Here is a 14,738-nt window from a genome sequence, read left to right as displayed (position 1 = left end):
AGCCCGCGCCACGCCCCCAGCGTCAGTTCCCGTCAGAAACCAAAGCTGAAGCGGCGGGTCACGCCGATGCGGACCGAGGGCTGGTTTTTGTCCAGCACAACCGGGCTGTCGGCGGCATCGCCGATCAGGCGACCGTATTCCACCTCGCCCAGCAGGGCGGTGGTGTCGTTGATGGCATAGCGCGCCTCGATCCGGGCGGCGGCGGATTTGAAACCGGCACCGGGATCATAGGCCGACAGCCCGCTGGCCGCCGATTCGTCGGCACTGACGCCGAAATAGGTATCCATGTAAGACGAGTTGGCGTAATCGACCGAAACCCCTGTCCAGACCGTCAGCCGGTCGCTGACATCGGTGCGATAGCGCGCGCCAAGGGTGCCGACCACGCCTTCGTGCCCGCCAAAACCCCGACGCAGCGTGGCATAGCCCGTGACCTGCCCGATGCCATAGCTGAACCGCGCGCCCAGTTCATAGGCGCGGTCGATTTCCTCAAGCCCGGCCAGATGATCGCTGTCGCCGGCATCACGCGCGCCGACCATGCGGAACGACGGGCCATAGGAAAAGCCCTGCCTGTTCTGGCCGCCAAGATTGCTGCGCCAGATCAGCCACGGTTCGACGCTGTGCGAATCGGCGCCCTGATAATCGGGCACCACCTTGGCACCCAAACCCAGGTCCAGATCAACCGTTTGCGCCTGCGCAATGCCAGCCAGCGGCAGCAGAGCGGCCAGACAGACAGAAGCGACGGCAAAACGGGACATGATCCAATCTCCTACAGGGGGCGGGCAACGGCATCAGTTGCGCACAACCACAGCGAAATGCAAGTGCCCCGATCACACGCGGCACCTTGCGGCCAGCGGGCGTGGCGCAATTGCATCGCCCCGCCCGTCAGCCGCTTATTGCAGGCGACGCCAGGTCTGCGATTTGCAGATCAGCCCGCCCGCGACGCAGCCCGACAGCTTCATCTGCGCGCCGCTGACCGAAGCCTTGCCGCTGTAAACCTTGTTATCGGCGGGGCGCAGCACGCGGCCGCGATATTCGCCGTTGCCCTGCGGGGCCATGCCGATCACGATCTGCTTGCCGATGGAATCCGACCGCACTTCGCCCGCGCTGCTGAAGGTGCGGGTGATGGTGCCGCAAAACGCCGGGCCGCAGGGCGCGATCTGCACCATGGCGTAATGCCCTTCGTCGGGCTGGGTCTGCCACAACCCCTCGATCGGGTCGGCGGCGGCGGCAGTCGCGGTCAGGCCCAGAAGGGCGGCGAACATCAGGGGGCGCATCGGCAATCTCCACAGCAAAGTTCCGCGATCATCGGCGCGGGCGGCAGATTCGGGCAAGTCTGACGTCAGGTCGCGGCCTTCACCTTTCCGCGCGGGCATGGCACAGGGGGCACGACGAAAATTCAGGGGGCCACCATGATCCTTTATCCCGCCATCGACCTGAAAGACGGCAATTGCGTGCGGCTGCTGCGTGGCGACATGGAGGCGGCGACCGTCTTTGGCACCGACCCCGCCGCGCAGGCGCTGAGCTTTCAAGAGGCCGGGGCCGAATGGCTGCATCTGGTCGATCTGAACGGTGCCTTTGCCGGGCATCCGGTCAACGCCGCCGCCGTCGAATCGATTCTGACCGCCGTGGCGATCCCCGCGCAACTGGGCGGCGGCATCCGCGACATGGCCACCATCGAACAATGGCTGTCGCGCGGCATCGCCCGCGTGATTCTGGGCACGGTCGCGGTGGAAAACCCCGATCTGGTGCACGAGGCCGCCACCGCCTTTCCCGGCAAGATCGCGGTGGGGATCGACGCCCGCGCGGGTCGCGTGGCCACCCGTGGCTGGGCCGAGGAAACCAACGTGCTGGCCACCGATCTGGCCCGCCGGTTTCAGGACGCGGGCGTGGCGGCGATCATCTATACCGACATCGACCGCGACGGGGCGATGCAGGGACCGAACATCGCCGCCACGGAATCGCTGGCCCGCGCCGTCAACATTCCGGTGATCGCATCGGGCGGCGTGTCCACCATGGCCGATCTGACCGCGCTGCGCGATACCGGGGTGATCGCCGGGGCGATTTCCGGTCGGGCGCTGTATGACGGCGCGATCAACCTGACCGAGGCCTTGCGCGCGCTGCGCTGAGCCTTAACCCTTGGCGCAATAGCTTTGCTGGCTGGTCCAGTTCGCAATGTCAGCGCGCTTGCTGGCATTGCGCAGCGGTGCCCAGTCACGCGCCACGCCGCGCCACGCGCCCGACCCGCCAACCACGGCATTATCGCGCCCGACCTGCGCCGTCATGATCTTGACCGCGCAGACCATATTATCGGCCCCGTCCAGCATCTTGCCATCGCAGCCATAATGCCGCCACGTCGCGGGCGAGATCTGCATCAGCCCCAGCCAGCGACCGCCGCCGCCCTTGGCACCGGGGTTATAGGTGCTTTCATGCTTGGCCACCGCCGACATGAACCCGGCCCAAAAGGCGCGCCGTCCCTCAGGCCCCTGATCGGCATAGGCAGGGCAATAGGCGCTGACGTCACTGGGAACGCGCGACATGATGGTGACGCCATGCTGATCCAATGCGTCCAGCGTGGCCTGCGTCCATGCGTCCGAACCGGCGCGCCCGGTCCAGCGCATCGACACGTCAACCTTTTCCGCCACCGCCTGCGTCGCCGGCTCTGCACGCAGGTTCATCTGCCCGCCCGCACCGCCGCTGTCACAGGCAGACAGGGTGGCCACAGCAGCAAGGGCAGCAATGCAGGACAGGAAAGGACGCATGATCGGACCAGAGTTGTTTCGTTCAGCGAACTGCTAAGCCCGGACCGTTAAAAGACAATTACCGGATTCGTGATCCGCCGCCCATCGGCGATTTCCCGCCACCACGCGCCCCGGCGTTTCGGCGGTTTTCCGCCGCAGGCGCACCCTTGCCGGGCCGCGCCCCCTGCCCTAAAACCACCGCAACACGCACAAGAGGCCGCCATGCTTGACCACCTGTCCTTCACCGCCCCGGAACCCAAAGTCATCGCAGGCGCCAAAAGCGATTGGGAGCTGGTCATCGGGCTAGAAGTTCACGCCCAGGTCGCATCCAACGCCAAGCTGTTTTCCGGCGCTTCGACCACATTCGGGGCCGAACCGAACAGCAACGTGGCCTTCGTTGACGCCGCCATGCCGGGAATGCTGCCGGTCATCAACGAATTCTGCGTCGAACAGGCGGTGCGCACCGGGCTGGGGATCAAGGCGGCGATCAACCTGACCTCGGCCTTCGACCGCAAGAACTATTTCTACCCCGACCTGCCGCAGGGCTATCAGATCAGCCAGCTTTACCACCCCATCGTCGGCGAGGGCGAGGTCATCGTGGACATGGCCCCCGGCATCGCCCGCCGCGTGCGGATCGAGCGTATCCATCTGGAACAGGACGCGGGCAAGTCGATCCACGACATGGACCCGAACATGTCCTTCGTCGATTTCAACCGCACTGGCGTCGCGCTGATGGAAATCGTCAGCCGCCCCGACATCCGCGGGCCGGAAGAAGCGGCGGCCTATGTCAGCAAACTGCGGCAGATCATGCGCTATCTGGGCACATGCGACGGCAATATGCAGAACGGCAACCTGCGCGCGGATGTGAACGTGTCGGTCTGCAAACCCGGCGATTATGAACGCTTCATCGAAACCGGCGATCATTCCGTTCTGGGAACCCGCTGCGAAATCAAGAACATGAACAGCCTGCGCTTTATTCAGGCCGCCATCGAATACGAGGCGCGCCGCCAGATCGCCATCATCGAGGACGGCGGTTCCGTGGTGCAGGAAACCCGCCTTTACGACCCCGACAAGGGCGAAACGCGGTCGATGCGCTCCAAGGAAGAGGCGCATGATTACCGCTATTTCCCCTGCCCCGACCTGCTGCCGCTGGAAATCGAACAGGCTTGGGTCGATGGCATCGCCGCCGACATGCCGGAACTGCCCGACGCGAAAAAAGCCCGCTTTGTGCAGGCGATGGGGCTGTCGGAATATGACGCGGGCGTGCTGACCGCCGAGGTTGAAAACGCCGATTTCTTCGAGGCGGTGGCCGCGGGCCGTGATGGCAAGCAGGCGGCAAACTGGGTGATTAACGAATTGTTCGGGCGGCTGAACAAAGAGGGGCTGACAGTGGCCAGCTCGCCGGTATCGGCGGCACAACTGGGCGGCGTGATCGACCTGATCGGCTCGGGCCAGATTTCCGGCAAGATGGCCAAGGATCTGTTCGAAATCCTGTGGACCGAAGGCGGCGATCCGGCCGAAATCGCCGCCGCGCGCGGCATGAAGCAAGTCACCGACATGGGGGCCATCGAAGCCGCCGTCGATCAGATCATCGCCGAAAACCCCGCTCAGGTCGAAAAGGCCAAGGCCAACCCGAAACTGGCCGGCTGGTTCGTGGGTCAGGTGCTGAAGGCCACCGGCGGCAAGGCCAACCCGGCGGCGGTGAACGAACTGGTCGCGAAAAAGCTGGGGCTGTAATTGATGCGCGTGCTGCGCCGCACCCCACTGATGGCGATGATGGCGGCGGTTGTCGCCCTGTCCGGCTGCGGCGATTCCGGCCTTTTCGGGCGTCGCCACAGCGAACTGGACTGCATGGAGCGGGCGATCTATTTCGAGGCCAACCGTTCCAGCCGCGAGGGTATGATCGCGGTCGGAACCGTGGTGATGAACCGGGTCAACTCGGCCCAATATCCGCGCAGTGTCTGCGCGGTGGTGGGGCAGAAAAACCAGTTCGCGCCCGGTGTGTTAAGCCGCAAGATGCCGCATGTTCCGCAGGTGCGCGCCGCAGCGGTGTCGGTGATGCGCGGCGAACGCCACCCGGCGGTGCGGAACGCGATGTTTTTCCACACCTACGGCCACCGTTTTTCCTATGACAACATGCACTATGTGCTGACCGCCGGGGGCAATGCCTTTTACGAACGCCGCCCGCGCAATATGGTAACGCAGCCGGTGCCTTTGCCGCCGCGCGACAGGATCGGGCTTGGCGGTTGATCCGCAGCATCGCGCGGATTGCGAAACAGCAAACGCGGTCGGGCTTGATCGCCATGGTGGATTGGCCATTCTTGGTCTGATTTTGGCTTAACAGGGTCGAGGTTCGCATGAAAAGCTATGATTACACCGTCATTCCCGCCCCGGAACGCGGCGACCGCATCAAAGGGCTGAAAACCCCTGGCGAGCGTTATGCCCATACCCTGTCGGCCGAAATCAACCGGATGGCCGCTGATGGATGGGAATATGTCCGCGCCGAAACGCTGCCATCCGAGGAACGCAGCGGGTTGACCGGGCGGCAGACGGTTTACCTGAACCTGCTGGTGTTCCGTCGCGCGGCCCCGGCGCAGGCATCGGTCCCCGCACCGACGGCACCGCCGCCGCAGCCGGAATACCCGGTTGCCGCCACCGCGCCAGCCGCGCCGCAGCCCGTTCCGGTTCTGCCCGATGCAGCGGCTCCACAACCCAGCAGCCACCCGCAGGCATCAGGGTTAAGCGATCGCCCCGGCACGGCGGATGCCGATCAGCCCGCAACGCCGCCCGCGCCGCGTGAACCGGGCAAACCCTGACCCGCGTGACCCGCGCACCGTCCTCAGGCGGCGACGCGGGCGAAATCGGGCTTGAACGGTTCAATCGCAACCCCGTCACCGTCAAAGGTGCAAAAGCTGCCCGGCGGCACCTCGGACCAGTCGGCTTGGTCTGTTTCCAGCGGCTCTGACACGACAGCAAGGCCTGCCCGGCTGGCAGACCAGCGATAGAACAGCGTCGGTGCCTGATCGTCGCTGGCATAGCGCAGCGCATACAGGCGCTGCCCGTCGGAAAATGCCGCCGTCAGCCGCACATAGGGCGCAGCCCCCTTGCGGTGGGCCAGATCCTCGAACACAGCGGTGGCGCGTTCCATGGCGCGATGCGGATCGTCGGCCAGCCCCTGTCCAAGAGCGATCAGAAACAACGCCTCGCTGTCGGTGGCCCCCCGGCGGAACGGATACAGTTCTTCGGGAATCAGCAGATCGGCATGGCGCCGATAACCATCATAGCCGCCGAACTGGCCATTATGCATAAAGCTCCACCGTCCGACGGCGAAGGGGTGGCAATTATTGCGGCTGGTCGCCGTGCCGGTCGAGGCGCGGACATGCGCCATGAACAGGCCCGATTTCACCGTCGCGGTCAGACTGCGCAGGTTCGGATCGCTCCACGCCGGCAGGACATCGCGGTAAAGGCCTGGCTCGGGGCGTTCGCCATACCACGCCAAGCCAAACCCATCAGCATTGACCACCGTATGACTGCGCCGGGCACCCTGACTTTGGTGAATCAGCGAATGCCCCGGCAGGCTGACGACATCTTCCAGAAAGATCGGCTGACCGATATAGGCGGCCCAGCGGCACATGCCCTTGCCTCATTTCATGTTCCTTTCGTGACGGTTAGCACGAAAGAGTTAACATTCCACCTATTCCGCAGCAGGCGGCGTTTCTTCGACGATCACAAGATCGCGTTCTGACGCGCCGATGGCATGGGCCAGTGCCGCCTGATATTCGGGGCTGCGATAGCATGCTTCGGCCGCCTCGACGCTGGGAAAGCGCGCGACGACGTGGCGTTCACGCTCGGCCCCCTCAAGCCGGACATAGCGGGCGCCACGGGCCAGAAACACGCCGCCATGCGCGGCAATCACCGGGCCAGCGGCCTTGGCATATTTGCCATAGGAATCAGCATCCAGAACCTTGACGTGAGCAATCCAAAGCGCGCTCATGCAGCACCTCCGATAAGGGTTTCAACTGCGGCAATCGCCTGATCCGCCGCTGCCAGACTGGGCGCACCGCCCTGAGCGCGGTCGGGACGGCCACCGCCACCCTTGCCGCCAAGCGCCGCCGTCGCGGCCTGCACCAGATCGACCGCCGACACCCGCGCGGTCAGATCGGGCGTCACACCCGCTGCAACGGTCGCCTTGCCATCGGCTTCGGCCAGCAGCAGCACCGCGCCCGAACCAAGCTGCGCCTTCATCTCATCGACCAGCGCGCCCAATTCCTTGCCGGAAACGCCCTCGACACGGCGACCGATGAATTTGATGCCTGCGATATCCTTGGCCTCGGCACCCGCGTCGCCGCCCATGGCCAGTTGCCGTTTCAGTTGCGCAACTTCGTTGCCCAGTGCCTTGCGCTCATCCGCCAGCGAACGGACCCGCGCAACGACATCGCCGGCCTGCGCCTTGAGAATACCACCAATTTCAGCTAGTTGCGCATCAGATGCGCGCAGGTGATCCAGCGCCGCCTGCCCCGTCAACGCCTCGATCCGGCGCACCCCGGCAGACGAAGCACTGTCGCCCAGAATGACGCAAGCGCCGATGTCACCCGTGCGCAGAACATGAGTGCCGCCGCACAATTCGATCGAATAGGTATCGCCAGCCTGCCCCTTGCCCGAGCCGGTCAGGCTGCCCATCGACACCACGCGCACCTCGTCGCCATATTTTTCGCCGAACAGGGCCTGCGCGCCGATGGCCCGCGCATCGTCCGGCGTCATCAATCGCGTTTCCACCGGGCTGTTCTGGCGGATGAAATCGTTAATCTCAGCCTCGACCGCCGCCAGTTCGTCGCCGCTGACCGCTTGATTATGGCTGAAGTCAAACCGCAGCCGATCCGGCGCATTCAGCGATCCACGTTGTGCAACATGCGCACCCAAGGACCGGCGCAACGCCTCGTGCAGCAGGTGCGTGGCCGAGTGGTTGGCGCGGATCGCACTGCGCCGCGCATGATCGACGGTCAAAACCGCCCCCTGCCCGCGTTCGATCCGGCCCATCGTCACCTCGGCGATATGCACGAAAACGCCCGCGACCTTTTTGGTATCCGTCACCCGAGCCGCGCCGGTTTCGGTTTTAATCAGGCCCGCATCGCCTACCTGACCGCCGCTTTCGGCATAAAACGGCGACTGGTTTACCACGATCTGCACCGCTTCCCCCTCGGACGCGGCATCAATCGCGGCGCCGTCGCGGACCAGAGCCAGCACCTGCCCCTCGGCTTCTTCGGTGTCGTAGCCCAGAAATTCGGTCGTGCCATGCTGTTCGGCCAGATCGAACCAGATCGCGGCATCCTTGGTTTCGCCGGAACCGGCCCAAGCCGCCCGCGCCTTGGCCTTTTGTTCGGCCATGGCACTGTCAAAACCGGCTGTATCAACGCCGCGGCCTTTTTCACGCAGCGCGTCCTGCGTCAGATCCAGCGGGAAACCATAAGTGTCATACAGCTTGAATGCCGCCGCGCCGGGCAAATCGGCCCCATCGGGCAGGCGCGACAGTTCGTCATCCAGCAGGCGCAGGCCACGATCCAGCGTCTGGCGGAAACGGCTTTCTTCGGAACGCAGCGTTTCCTCGATCAGTGCCTGTGCGCGCGGCAGTTCGGGATAGGCCGCACCCATCTGACGCACCAGCGCGGGCACCAGACGGTGCATCACCGGATCGGTTGCGCCCAGCATATGTGCGTGCCGCATCGCCCGCCGCATGATCCGCCGCAGCACATAACCGCGCCCTTCGTTCGAGGGCATGACGCCATCGGCGATCAGGAACGATGTAGAGCGCAGGTGGTCGGCGATCACCCGATGATGCACCTTGCCCGGCCCGTCCGGGTCGCTGCTGGTGGCATGGGCCGACGCTTCGATCAGGCTGCGCATCAGGTCGGTGTCATAGTTGTCATGCTTGCCCTGCAACAGGGCACCGATGCGTTCCAGGCCCATGCCGGTGTCGATCGAGGGATTAGGCAAATCCTTGCGGCTGCCATCCTCGAACTGCTCGAACTGCATGAAGACGAGGTTCCAGATTTCGATGAAACGGTCGCCGTCTTCATCCGCGCTGCCGGGGGGGCCGCCCCAGATGTGATCGCCGTGATCGTAGAAGATTTCCGTGCAGGGGCCGCAGGGACCGGTCGGCCCCATCATCCAGAAGTTGTCGCTGGTCGGGATGCGGATGATCCTGTCGTCAGACAGACCCGCCACTTTCTTCCAGATCGCCGCCGCCTCGTCGTCAGTATGGTAAACCGTGACGAGCAGCCGATCCTTGGGGATGCCGAATTCGCGCGTCAGCAGTTCCCACGCAAAGGGGATCGCGTCGGTCTTGAAATAATCGCCAAAGCTGAAATTGCCCAGCATTTCGAAAAAGGTGTGATGCCGCGCGGTATAGCCCACATTGTCCAGATCGTTATGCTTGCCGCCCGCGCGCACACATTTTTGCGCCGTGGTGGCCCGTTTGTAATCGCGCGTTTCAACCCCGGTGAACAGGTTCTTGAACTGCACCATGCCCGAGTTGGCAAACATCAGCGTCGGGTCATTCCGCGGCACCAGAGGGCTGGAATCCACGACGCGGTGGCCGTTTTTGTCGAAATAACCAAGAAAGGTCGAGCGGATGTCGTTCAGGCTGGGCATGTGGGGCCTTTGGGTCGGATGGGCATATCAGGCCGATGATCTATAACTGCCAGACGCGCCTGTCCAGCGAACGACGCATTTCTGGATAACAAGAGATGACCGGCGCCAGATCACCCCGGCGCCGGCAGCAACCGTCAATCTTCGGTCAGATCATCGCCCTCTTCCGGGGCGACACCGAAATCGAGACCGTGGCTGGCACGGATCTTGTCTTCGATGGCATAGGCAACCTCGGGGCGGTCGCGCAGAAATTGCTTGGCGTTTTCACGGCCTTGCCCGATGCGTTCGTCGCCATAGGAATACCACGCACCGGATTTTTCAACCACGCCCGCCTTGACGCCCAGATCGACCAGTTCGCCCACCTTGCTGATGCCTTCGCCATACATGATGTCGAATTCGACCTGCCGGAAGGGCGGCGCGACCTTGTTTTTCACCACTTTGACGCGGGTGGTATTGCCGATCACCTCGTCGCGGTCCTTGATCGAGCCGGTGCGGCGGATGTCCATGCGCACCGAGGCATAGAATTTCAGCGCGTTCCCGCCCGAGGTTGTTTCCGGGTTGCCGAACATGACGCCGATCTTCATGCGGATCTGGTTAATGAAGATCACCATGCAGTTGCTGCGGCCGATGCTGGCCGTCAGCTTGCGCATCGCCTGGCTCATCAGACGGGCCTGTGCGCCAACCTGCGCATCACCCATATCGCCCTCGATCTCGGATTTCGGGGTCAGCGCGGCGACAGAATCGACAACCACCATGCTGACTGCGCCCGACCGAACCAGCGTATCAACGATTTCCAGCGCCTGCTCGCCGGTGTCCGGCTGCGAAATCAGCAGATCGTCCAGATTGACGCCCAGCTTTTTCGCGTATTGCGGATCAAGCGCGTGCTCGGCGTCAACAAAGGCGCAGACGCCGCCTTTTTTCTGTTCCTCGGCCACGCAATGCAGCGTCAGCGTGGTTTTGCCGCTGCTTTCAGGGCCATAAATCTCGATGATCCGCCCCTTGGGCAAACCGCCGATCCCCAGCGCAATGTCCAGCCCCAGCGATCCGGTCGAGGTCGCCTCGATCTCGGCCACGGGGTTATCGACCCCCAGCCGCATGATCGACCCCTTGCCGAACTGCCGTTCGATCTGAGCCAGTGCGCTGTCCAGCGCCTTTTGTTTGTCTGCCGACCGCTTGTCGTTCATGTCAAAGAGACCTGCCGTAGCCATTCTGTCCTGCCTGTTATTTCACAGCCCCCCGTCGGGGGCAATCTGCCCGACCCAAGCGATGTTCTTCACTTGTTCTCATCTTCCTGCGCGATTCCCGCAACCTTTGCAAGCATTTTACCGGGCTGCGATGATTCGCCGCCCTGATGATGCCGTGAAAGCACTTAACAAACGGTTTACAGCGCCCGGCCCTGCCTTTATTCACACGTCCCGAACTCAGACGGGGCATCATGCTTATATTCTGGAATCCGCGGCTGGCATTTCTGGCCACGCCCAAGGCGGGGTCATCGGCAGTCGAGGCCGCGCTGGAACCGCTGGCCTGCGCCGCGATGATGCGTCCGCCGCAACTGAAACACACCGACCTTGGCCGCTGGCGCTCTCATGTCGGGCCTTGGCTGAGCGATGCCGCGGGCGGGCCGTTCACCACGGTTGCCTTGATGCGCGAGCCGGTGGACTGGCTGCGGAGCTGGTATCGGTTCCGGTTGCGCGACGATCTGGAAGACCCGTCCCACGCCATGCAGGGCGTCAGCTTTGCGGCGTTTGCCCGCGCATATGCCGATCCAGACAGCGCGGTTCGGCAGATGACCGGAACGCAGTCCGCCTTTCTGACAGATGGCGCGGCGCGGGCCGACCGGATTTTCCGCTATGAGGATATGCCGGCCTTCATCGCCTATCTTGAAGACATGCTGGATTGCGTGATCGAACTGCCGCGCGTCAACGTGCCGCCTTCGGTCGAGGTCGAACTGACCCCCACCGAAGAAGACGCCCTGCGCGCTGCCATGGCCGACGATCTGAGGCTCTACGACAGTCTGTGACCCGTCAGTGCAGCACCGGAGCCTGTCCGCCAAGGTGCCGCGCGACGATTTCGGTCAGTTCCGCCAGCGTGAACGGCTTGGCAAGAAAGACTGAGTTGGGCACGGGGGCGTGACCCTCGCCGAAAATATCCTCGGTATAGCCGGACATGAAAACCACGCGGGTCTGCGGGCGGTCAACCAGCGCGGTGCGCACCCATGTCGGCCCGTCCATGCCGGGCATGACGACATCCGTCACAAAGACATCCACCGACAGCCTGTCATCCGCCAAAAGCTCCAGCGCGGCTTCGGCACTGGCGGCTTCAAGCACCTCGTAGCCCTTCATCCGCAGCGCCCGCGCAGCAAAGGCGCGCACGGCAGCTTCGTCTTCGACCAGCAGAACGGTGGCCGGGCGCGTCGGTTCAGGCGTGGGTGCCAGCGGACGCGCCACCTCTGCCGGGGCATGGCTTTCGCGGCGGTCATGCGCAGGGAACAGCAGGGTAAAGCAAGTCCCCTCGCCCGGCGTGCTGTCGCAGAAAATATAGCCGCCGGTCTGTTTGACGATGCCATAGGCCGTGGACAGGCCCAGCCCGGTCCCTTCGCCAGTGCGCTTGGTGGTAAAGAACGGCTCGAAGATTTTTTCCACGATTTCGGGCGGGATGCCGGTGCCTTCGTCCTGAACCTGCACCTCGACATAGCGCCCCGGCGGCAGCGTGGCACGACCCATAACATGGCCTTGGGGATAGTGCAGGTTGCGGGTGCGCACCTGAATATCACCGCCATCCTTCATCGCATCGCGGGCATTCACGACCAAATTCATGATGACCTGTTCCAATTGCCGCTTGTCCGCCCGGATCGCGCGCAAATCCGGCGCGTGATGGATGCTGAGTGCGATACGCTCTCCGACAAGGCGGTTCAGCAGATGGCGCAGATCGGCCAGCGTATCGCGCAGGTCGATGATCTGCGGCTTCAGCGTCTGCTTGCGCGAAAACGCCAGCAACTGGCTGACCAGCGCAGCGGCACGGTTGGCGTTCTGGCTGATCTGGTCCAGATCCGCATAGTCGGGATCGGCCTTGTCGTGCCGCAGCATCAGCAGATCGCAATGCCCGGTGATGGCGGTCAGCAAGTTGTTGAAATCATGCGCAACGCCGCCCGCCAACTGACCGATTGCCTGCATCTTCTGGCTTTGCACAAACTGCGCTTCAAGCGTTTTCAGGGCACTCGCGTCATGCAGAACCGCCAGCACAGCCGAAGGATCGCTGGCATCGGGGGCCAGCGAGACCTGAAAATACCGCTCGAGCCCTTCACGAAGCCGCAGCATTTCTGCCTTGCCGCTGGTGCGCCCCTCGCAGACATCGGCCACCCAATCGCCTACCGAGCGCCCCGGTCCGTCCATCAGGCTGCCCAGCAGGGGGTGCTGATCCAACCCCGGCACCAGCCGGCAGGCCGCCTGATTTGCGCGGCTGACGCGGCCTTCGCGATCCAGTTTCAGCAGCGCGACGGGCAGGCTGTCGAAATACGGCTCGGCCCCAGGGTAGGCGCGATCCGGCGCGTGGGGCGCAAGCTCGGCCTTTGCCCCGCCTATCGTCCAGATCTGCAACGGCGCGTCGCGCCCCATGGTGACGGACAGGGTTTTGTCATCAGCCAGCATCATGTCTGAACTGCCGATGCGCCCCGCACGCAAGATCATATCCGCCACCGCCCCATCGGCATCGGCCCGCGTTCCCGCAACCAAAGCCCGGATACGTTGCCCGGTCAGATCGCCATAAGCCACCGTCGCCGCGTCATTCTGCAACTGAACCACGCCCGACGGGTCGCAAATCCAGACGGGTTCGGGGCTGGCCAGAACCTCGGCACGGATGCGCAACAGGCTGCGCCGTGCAACGATGCCGCGCGCCAGATGCCCGACCGACACCGCCCCGCCCAGCACATACCATGCCACCGCAATGGTCGAAGCCACCACCGCTGCCACGCCGCCCGCATGGCCGGGCAAGGCCAGCAGAGCCAGCGCACCAATGGCCATCGGGGCCATCAGCAGCGGCAAAAAAGCAATCGCGTCGCGCGGCAGCCCGACCTTTTCATCCCAATGAGCCACGAATGAAGCCCCTTCTCGAATCAATCGCAGCCAGACTGCATGGGCGCGGGTTAATTCCCGGTTAACGCGCTGCGAGAAACCCGAGCCTGTCACGGCGCTGTCCGTGACAAAATCGCCAGGAAAAACCCGTCGCTGGCGGTCAACGGCGTATAATCGCATGATCCGACTTGGGAAAAATCAGCATTCCGGGCCAGAAAAGCGGAAACCTGCGCCTGATTTTCCGCCTGTAACAGTGAACAGGTCATATAGGCCAGATGACCGCCGGGCCGCACATGCTGCGCGGCCTCGGCCATGATCTGAGCTTGCAGCCGGGTAAGCTGCGTCAGGTCTTGCGCAGTCAGCCGCCATTTCTGATCGGGCGTGCGCCGCCATGTGCCCGACCCCGAACAAGGCACGTCCGCAACCACCAGATCAAACAAGCCCGTCGGGCGCGTGGTCACGGCAATGCTGGCCCCCGCACGGGCCGCGCGCACCGGCAGATCGCGCATCCGCGAAGGCTCGGCGTCATGAGCCGTCACCCTGACATCTGCGCGCGCGGCCAGCGCCAGAGCCTTGCCGCCGCCACCCGCGCAATAATCCAGCACCCGATCGCCATCACACAGCGGCACGGCCGCGCAAGCCAGTTGCGGCGACAGGTCCTGAAGCTCGACCAGACCCTGTTGATAGGCGGCGGATGCCGAAATGCGCCGCTCGCCCGTTGTGACGCGCAAGGCGGTGGGCAGATCGCCAGAAGCCTCGGCGCTGATGCCGTCCCTGGCCAGTTGTGCAAGCGCCTGCGCCGGGGTCGCCTTCAGCGAATTGACACGCAGCCAGACCGGCGCCCGGTCACGCAGGGCCAGCGCAATCGCCTGCGCATCATCCCCCAGACTGCCGGCCCATTGCGGCAAAATCCAGTCGGGCAGGTCGCTGGCCTCGGCCCCTTGCGGCGGGGTGCCGCCTTCCTGCGGCGTCACGGGCTGCGGGTTGTGCCCCTGCCCCGTGAACACAGTCGCCGGATCGGTGCCGGTTTCGCGCAACATGCCCAGCATCAGCCCGCGCCCGGTTTCCGCCCCACCCAAGGCCGCACGCGACCGCCGCCGGCGCAGGCTGTCAAAGACCAGATCGCGCACCGCCGCACGGTCGCCCGAGCCAGCATAGCGCGCCCCCCGAGACCAGCGCAGCAGCGCCTGTTCGGCGGGCTGACCGGCCAGAATCGTATCCAGAACCGTTATCGCCGCCGCAATCCGCGCATTGGGTGTCATGTGCCGCCTCTTTTCGCCTGCAT

Annotated in this window: 14 protein-coding genes; 5 read left to right on the top strand and 9 right to left on the bottom strand. The window is 64.1% G+C overall.

From position 1 onward, the window contains the following. Positions 1 to 32: 32 nt before the first annotated feature. Both Q4G14_RS09120 and Q4G14_RS09115 read right to left on the bottom strand, forming a co-directional pair. Positions 33 to 755 (bottom strand): MipA/OmpV family protein, encoded by a 723-nt coding sequence (locus Q4G14_RS09120; protein WP_303361427.1) that lies wholly within the window; start codon positions 753 to 755, stop codon positions 33 to 35. A 135-nt stretch (positions 756 to 890) separates the two neighbouring features. After that, positions 891 to 1,274 (bottom strand): DUF2147 domain-containing protein, encoded by a 384-nt coding sequence (locus Q4G14_RS09115; RefSeq protein WP_303361426.1) that lies wholly within the window; start codon positions 1,272 to 1,274, stop codon positions 891 to 893. Positions 1,275 to 1,409: 135 nt separating this feature from the next. Here Q4G14_RS09115 and hisA point away from each other — a divergent pair, with 135 nt between their 5' ends. Beyond that, positions 1,410 to 2,126 (top strand): 1-(5-phosphoribosyl)-5-[(5-phosphoribosylamino)methylideneamino]imidazole-4-carboxamide isomerase, encoded by a 717-nt coding sequence (gene hisA, locus Q4G14_RS09110; protein WP_303361425.1) that lies wholly within the window; start codon positions 1,410 to 1,412, stop codon positions 2,124 to 2,126. A gap of 3 nt (positions 2,127 to 2,129) precedes the next feature. Here hisA and Q4G14_RS09105 read toward each other — a convergent pair whose 3' ends face one another. Continuing rightward, positions 2,130 to 2,720: a lytic transglycosylase domain-containing protein gene (locus Q4G14_RS09105; RefSeq protein ID WP_303361424.1), complete on the bottom strand. Its 591-nt coding sequence runs from the start codon at positions 2,718 to 2,720 to the stop codon at positions 2,130 to 2,132. A 240-nt stretch (positions 2,721 to 2,960) separates the two neighbouring features. On the opposite strand from Q4G14_RS09105, the gene gatB reads away from it, so the two are divergent. From gatB to Q4G14_RS09090, 3 genes are all read left to right on the top strand, one after another. Further along, on the top strand, positions 2,961 to 4,475 hold the full coding sequence (gene gatB, locus Q4G14_RS09100; protein ID WP_303361423.1) for an Asp-tRNA(Asn)/Glu-tRNA(Gln) amidotransferase subunit GatB: 1,515 nt from the start codon (positions 2,961 to 2,963) through the stop codon (positions 4,473 to 4,475). 36 nt (positions 4,476 to 4,511) lie between these two features. After that, positions 4,512 to 4,988 (top strand): cell wall hydrolase, encoded by a 477-nt coding sequence (locus Q4G14_RS09095; protein WP_303361466.1) that lies wholly within the window; start codon positions 4,512 to 4,514, stop codon positions 4,986 to 4,988. Between the two features lie 107 nt (positions 4,989 to 5,095). Next, positions 5,096 to 5,554: a DUF4177 domain-containing protein gene (locus Q4G14_RS09090; protein WP_303361422.1), complete on the top strand. Its 459-nt coding sequence runs from the start codon at positions 5,096 to 5,098 to the stop codon at positions 5,552 to 5,554. Positions 5,555 to 5,577: 23 nt separating this feature from the next. Here Q4G14_RS09090 and Q4G14_RS09085 read toward each other — a convergent pair whose 3' ends face one another. From Q4G14_RS09085 to recA, 4 genes are all read right to left on the bottom strand, one after another. After that, positions 5,578 to 6,372 carry a class II glutamine amidotransferase gene (locus tag Q4G14_RS09085; RefSeq protein WP_303361421.1) on the bottom strand — a complete coding sequence of 265 codons (795 nt, stop codon included), beginning with the start codon at positions 6,370 to 6,372 and terminating at the stop codon, positions 5,578 to 5,580. Between the two features lie 60 nt (positions 6,373 to 6,432). Continuing rightward, positions 6,433 to 6,732, bottom strand: coding sequence for a DUF1330 domain-containing protein (locus Q4G14_RS09080; protein WP_303361420.1), 300 nt, complete (start codon positions 6,730 to 6,732; stop codon positions 6,433 to 6,435). Then, positions 6,729 to 9,386, bottom strand: coding sequence for an alanine--tRNA ligase (gene alaS, locus Q4G14_RS09075; protein ID WP_303361419.1), 2,658 nt, complete (start codon positions 9,384 to 9,386; stop codon positions 6,729 to 6,731). Before alaS ends, Q4G14_RS09080 begins: the two co-directional genes overlap by 4 nt. A 134-nt stretch (positions 9,387 to 9,520) precedes the next feature. Then, positions 9,521 to 10,591 carry a recombinase RecA gene (gene recA, locus Q4G14_RS09070; protein ID WP_303361418.1) on the bottom strand — a complete coding sequence of 357 codons (1,071 nt, stop codon included), beginning with the start codon at positions 10,589 to 10,591 and terminating at the stop codon, positions 9,521 to 9,523. A 227-nt stretch (positions 10,592 to 10,818) separates the two neighbouring features. On the opposite strand from recA, the gene Q4G14_RS09065 reads away from it, so the two are divergent. Beyond that, positions 10,819 to 11,403: a hypothetical protein gene (locus tag Q4G14_RS09065; RefSeq protein WP_303361417.1), complete on the top strand. Its 585-nt coding sequence runs from the start codon at positions 10,819 to 10,821 to the stop codon at positions 11,401 to 11,403. 4 nt (positions 11,404 to 11,407) lie between these two features. On the opposite strand, the gene Q4G14_RS09060 is transcribed toward Q4G14_RS09065, so the two are convergent. Together Q4G14_RS09060 and Q4G14_RS09055 are read right to left on the bottom strand one after the other, a co-directional pair. Continuing rightward, a complete protein-coding gene (locus Q4G14_RS09060) occupies positions 11,408 to 13,411 on the bottom strand; it encodes an ATP-binding protein (RefSeq protein WP_303361465.1) in 2,004 nt (667 codons plus the stop codon). 152 nt (positions 13,412 to 13,563) lie between these two features. Next, positions 13,564 to 14,715, bottom strand: a complete 1,152-nt coding sequence (locus Q4G14_RS09055) for an RsmB/NOP family class I SAM-dependent RNA methyltransferase (protein ID WP_303361416.1) — start codon at positions 14,713 to 14,715, stop codon at positions 13,564 to 13,566. Positions 14,716 to 14,738: the final 23 nt, after the last annotated feature.

This window comes from Paracoccus sp. (in: a-proteobacteria), assembly GCF_030538755.1.
Taxonomy (GTDB): domain Bacteria; phylum Pseudomonadota; class Alphaproteobacteria; order Rhodobacterales; family Rhodobacteraceae; genus Paracoccus.
This window is presented reverse-complemented; position numbering and strand designations above follow the sequence as displayed.

What these genes read in the sequence shown, in the direction of transcription:
- Q4G14_RS09120 (WP_303361427.1), bottom strand. Translation starts at nt 755, where the DNA reads ATGTCCCGTTTTGCCGTCGCTTCTGTCTGTCTGGCCGCTCTGCTGCCG.
- Q4G14_RS09115 (WP_303361426.1), bottom strand. Translation starts at nt 1,274, where the DNA reads ATGCGCCCCCTGATGTTCGCCGCCCTTCTGGGCCTGACCGCGACTGCC.
- hisA (WP_303361425.1), top strand. Translation starts at nt 1,410, where the DNA reads ATGATCCTTTATCCCGCCATCGACCTGAAAGACGGCAATTGCGTGCGG.
- gatB (WP_303361423.1), top strand. Translation starts at nt 2,961, where the DNA reads ATGCTTGACCACCTGTCCTTCACCGCCCCGGAACCCAAAGTCATCGCA.
- Q4G14_RS09095 (WP_303361466.1), top strand. Translation starts at nt 4,512, where the DNA reads ATGATGGCGGCGGTTGTCGCCCTGTCCGGCTGCGGCGATTCCGGCCTT.
- Q4G14_RS09090 (WP_303361422.1), top strand. Translation starts at nt 5,096, where the DNA reads ATGAAAAGCTATGATTACACCGTCATTCCCGCCCCGGAACGCGGCGAC.
- Q4G14_RS09085 (WP_303361421.1), bottom strand. Translation starts at nt 6,372, where the DNA reads ATGTGCCGCTGGGCCGCCTATATCGGTCAGCCGATCTTTCTGGAAGAT.
- Q4G14_RS09080 (WP_303361420.1), bottom strand. Translation starts at nt 6,732, where the DNA reads ATGAGCGCGCTTTGGATTGCTCACGTCAAGGTTCTGGATGCTGATTCC.
- alaS (WP_303361419.1), bottom strand. Translation starts at nt 9,386, where the DNA reads ATGCCCAGCCTGAACGACATCCGCTCGACCTTTCTTGGTTATTTCGAC.
- recA (WP_303361418.1), bottom strand. Translation starts at nt 10,591, where the DNA reads ATGGCTACGGCAGGTCTCTTTGACATGAACGACAAGCGGTCGGCAGAC.
- Q4G14_RS09065 (WP_303361417.1), top strand. Translation starts at nt 10,819, where the DNA reads ATGCTTATATTCTGGAATCCGCGGCTGGCATTTCTGGCCACGCCCAAG.
- Q4G14_RS09060 (WP_303361465.1), bottom strand. Translation starts at nt 13,411, where the DNA reads ATGGCCCCGATGGCCATTGGTGCGCTGGCTCTGCTGGCCTTGCCCGGC.
- Q4G14_RS09055 (WP_303361416.1), bottom strand. Translation starts at nt 14,715, where the DNA reads ATGACACCCAATGCGCGGATTGCGGCGGCGATAACGGTTCTGGATACG.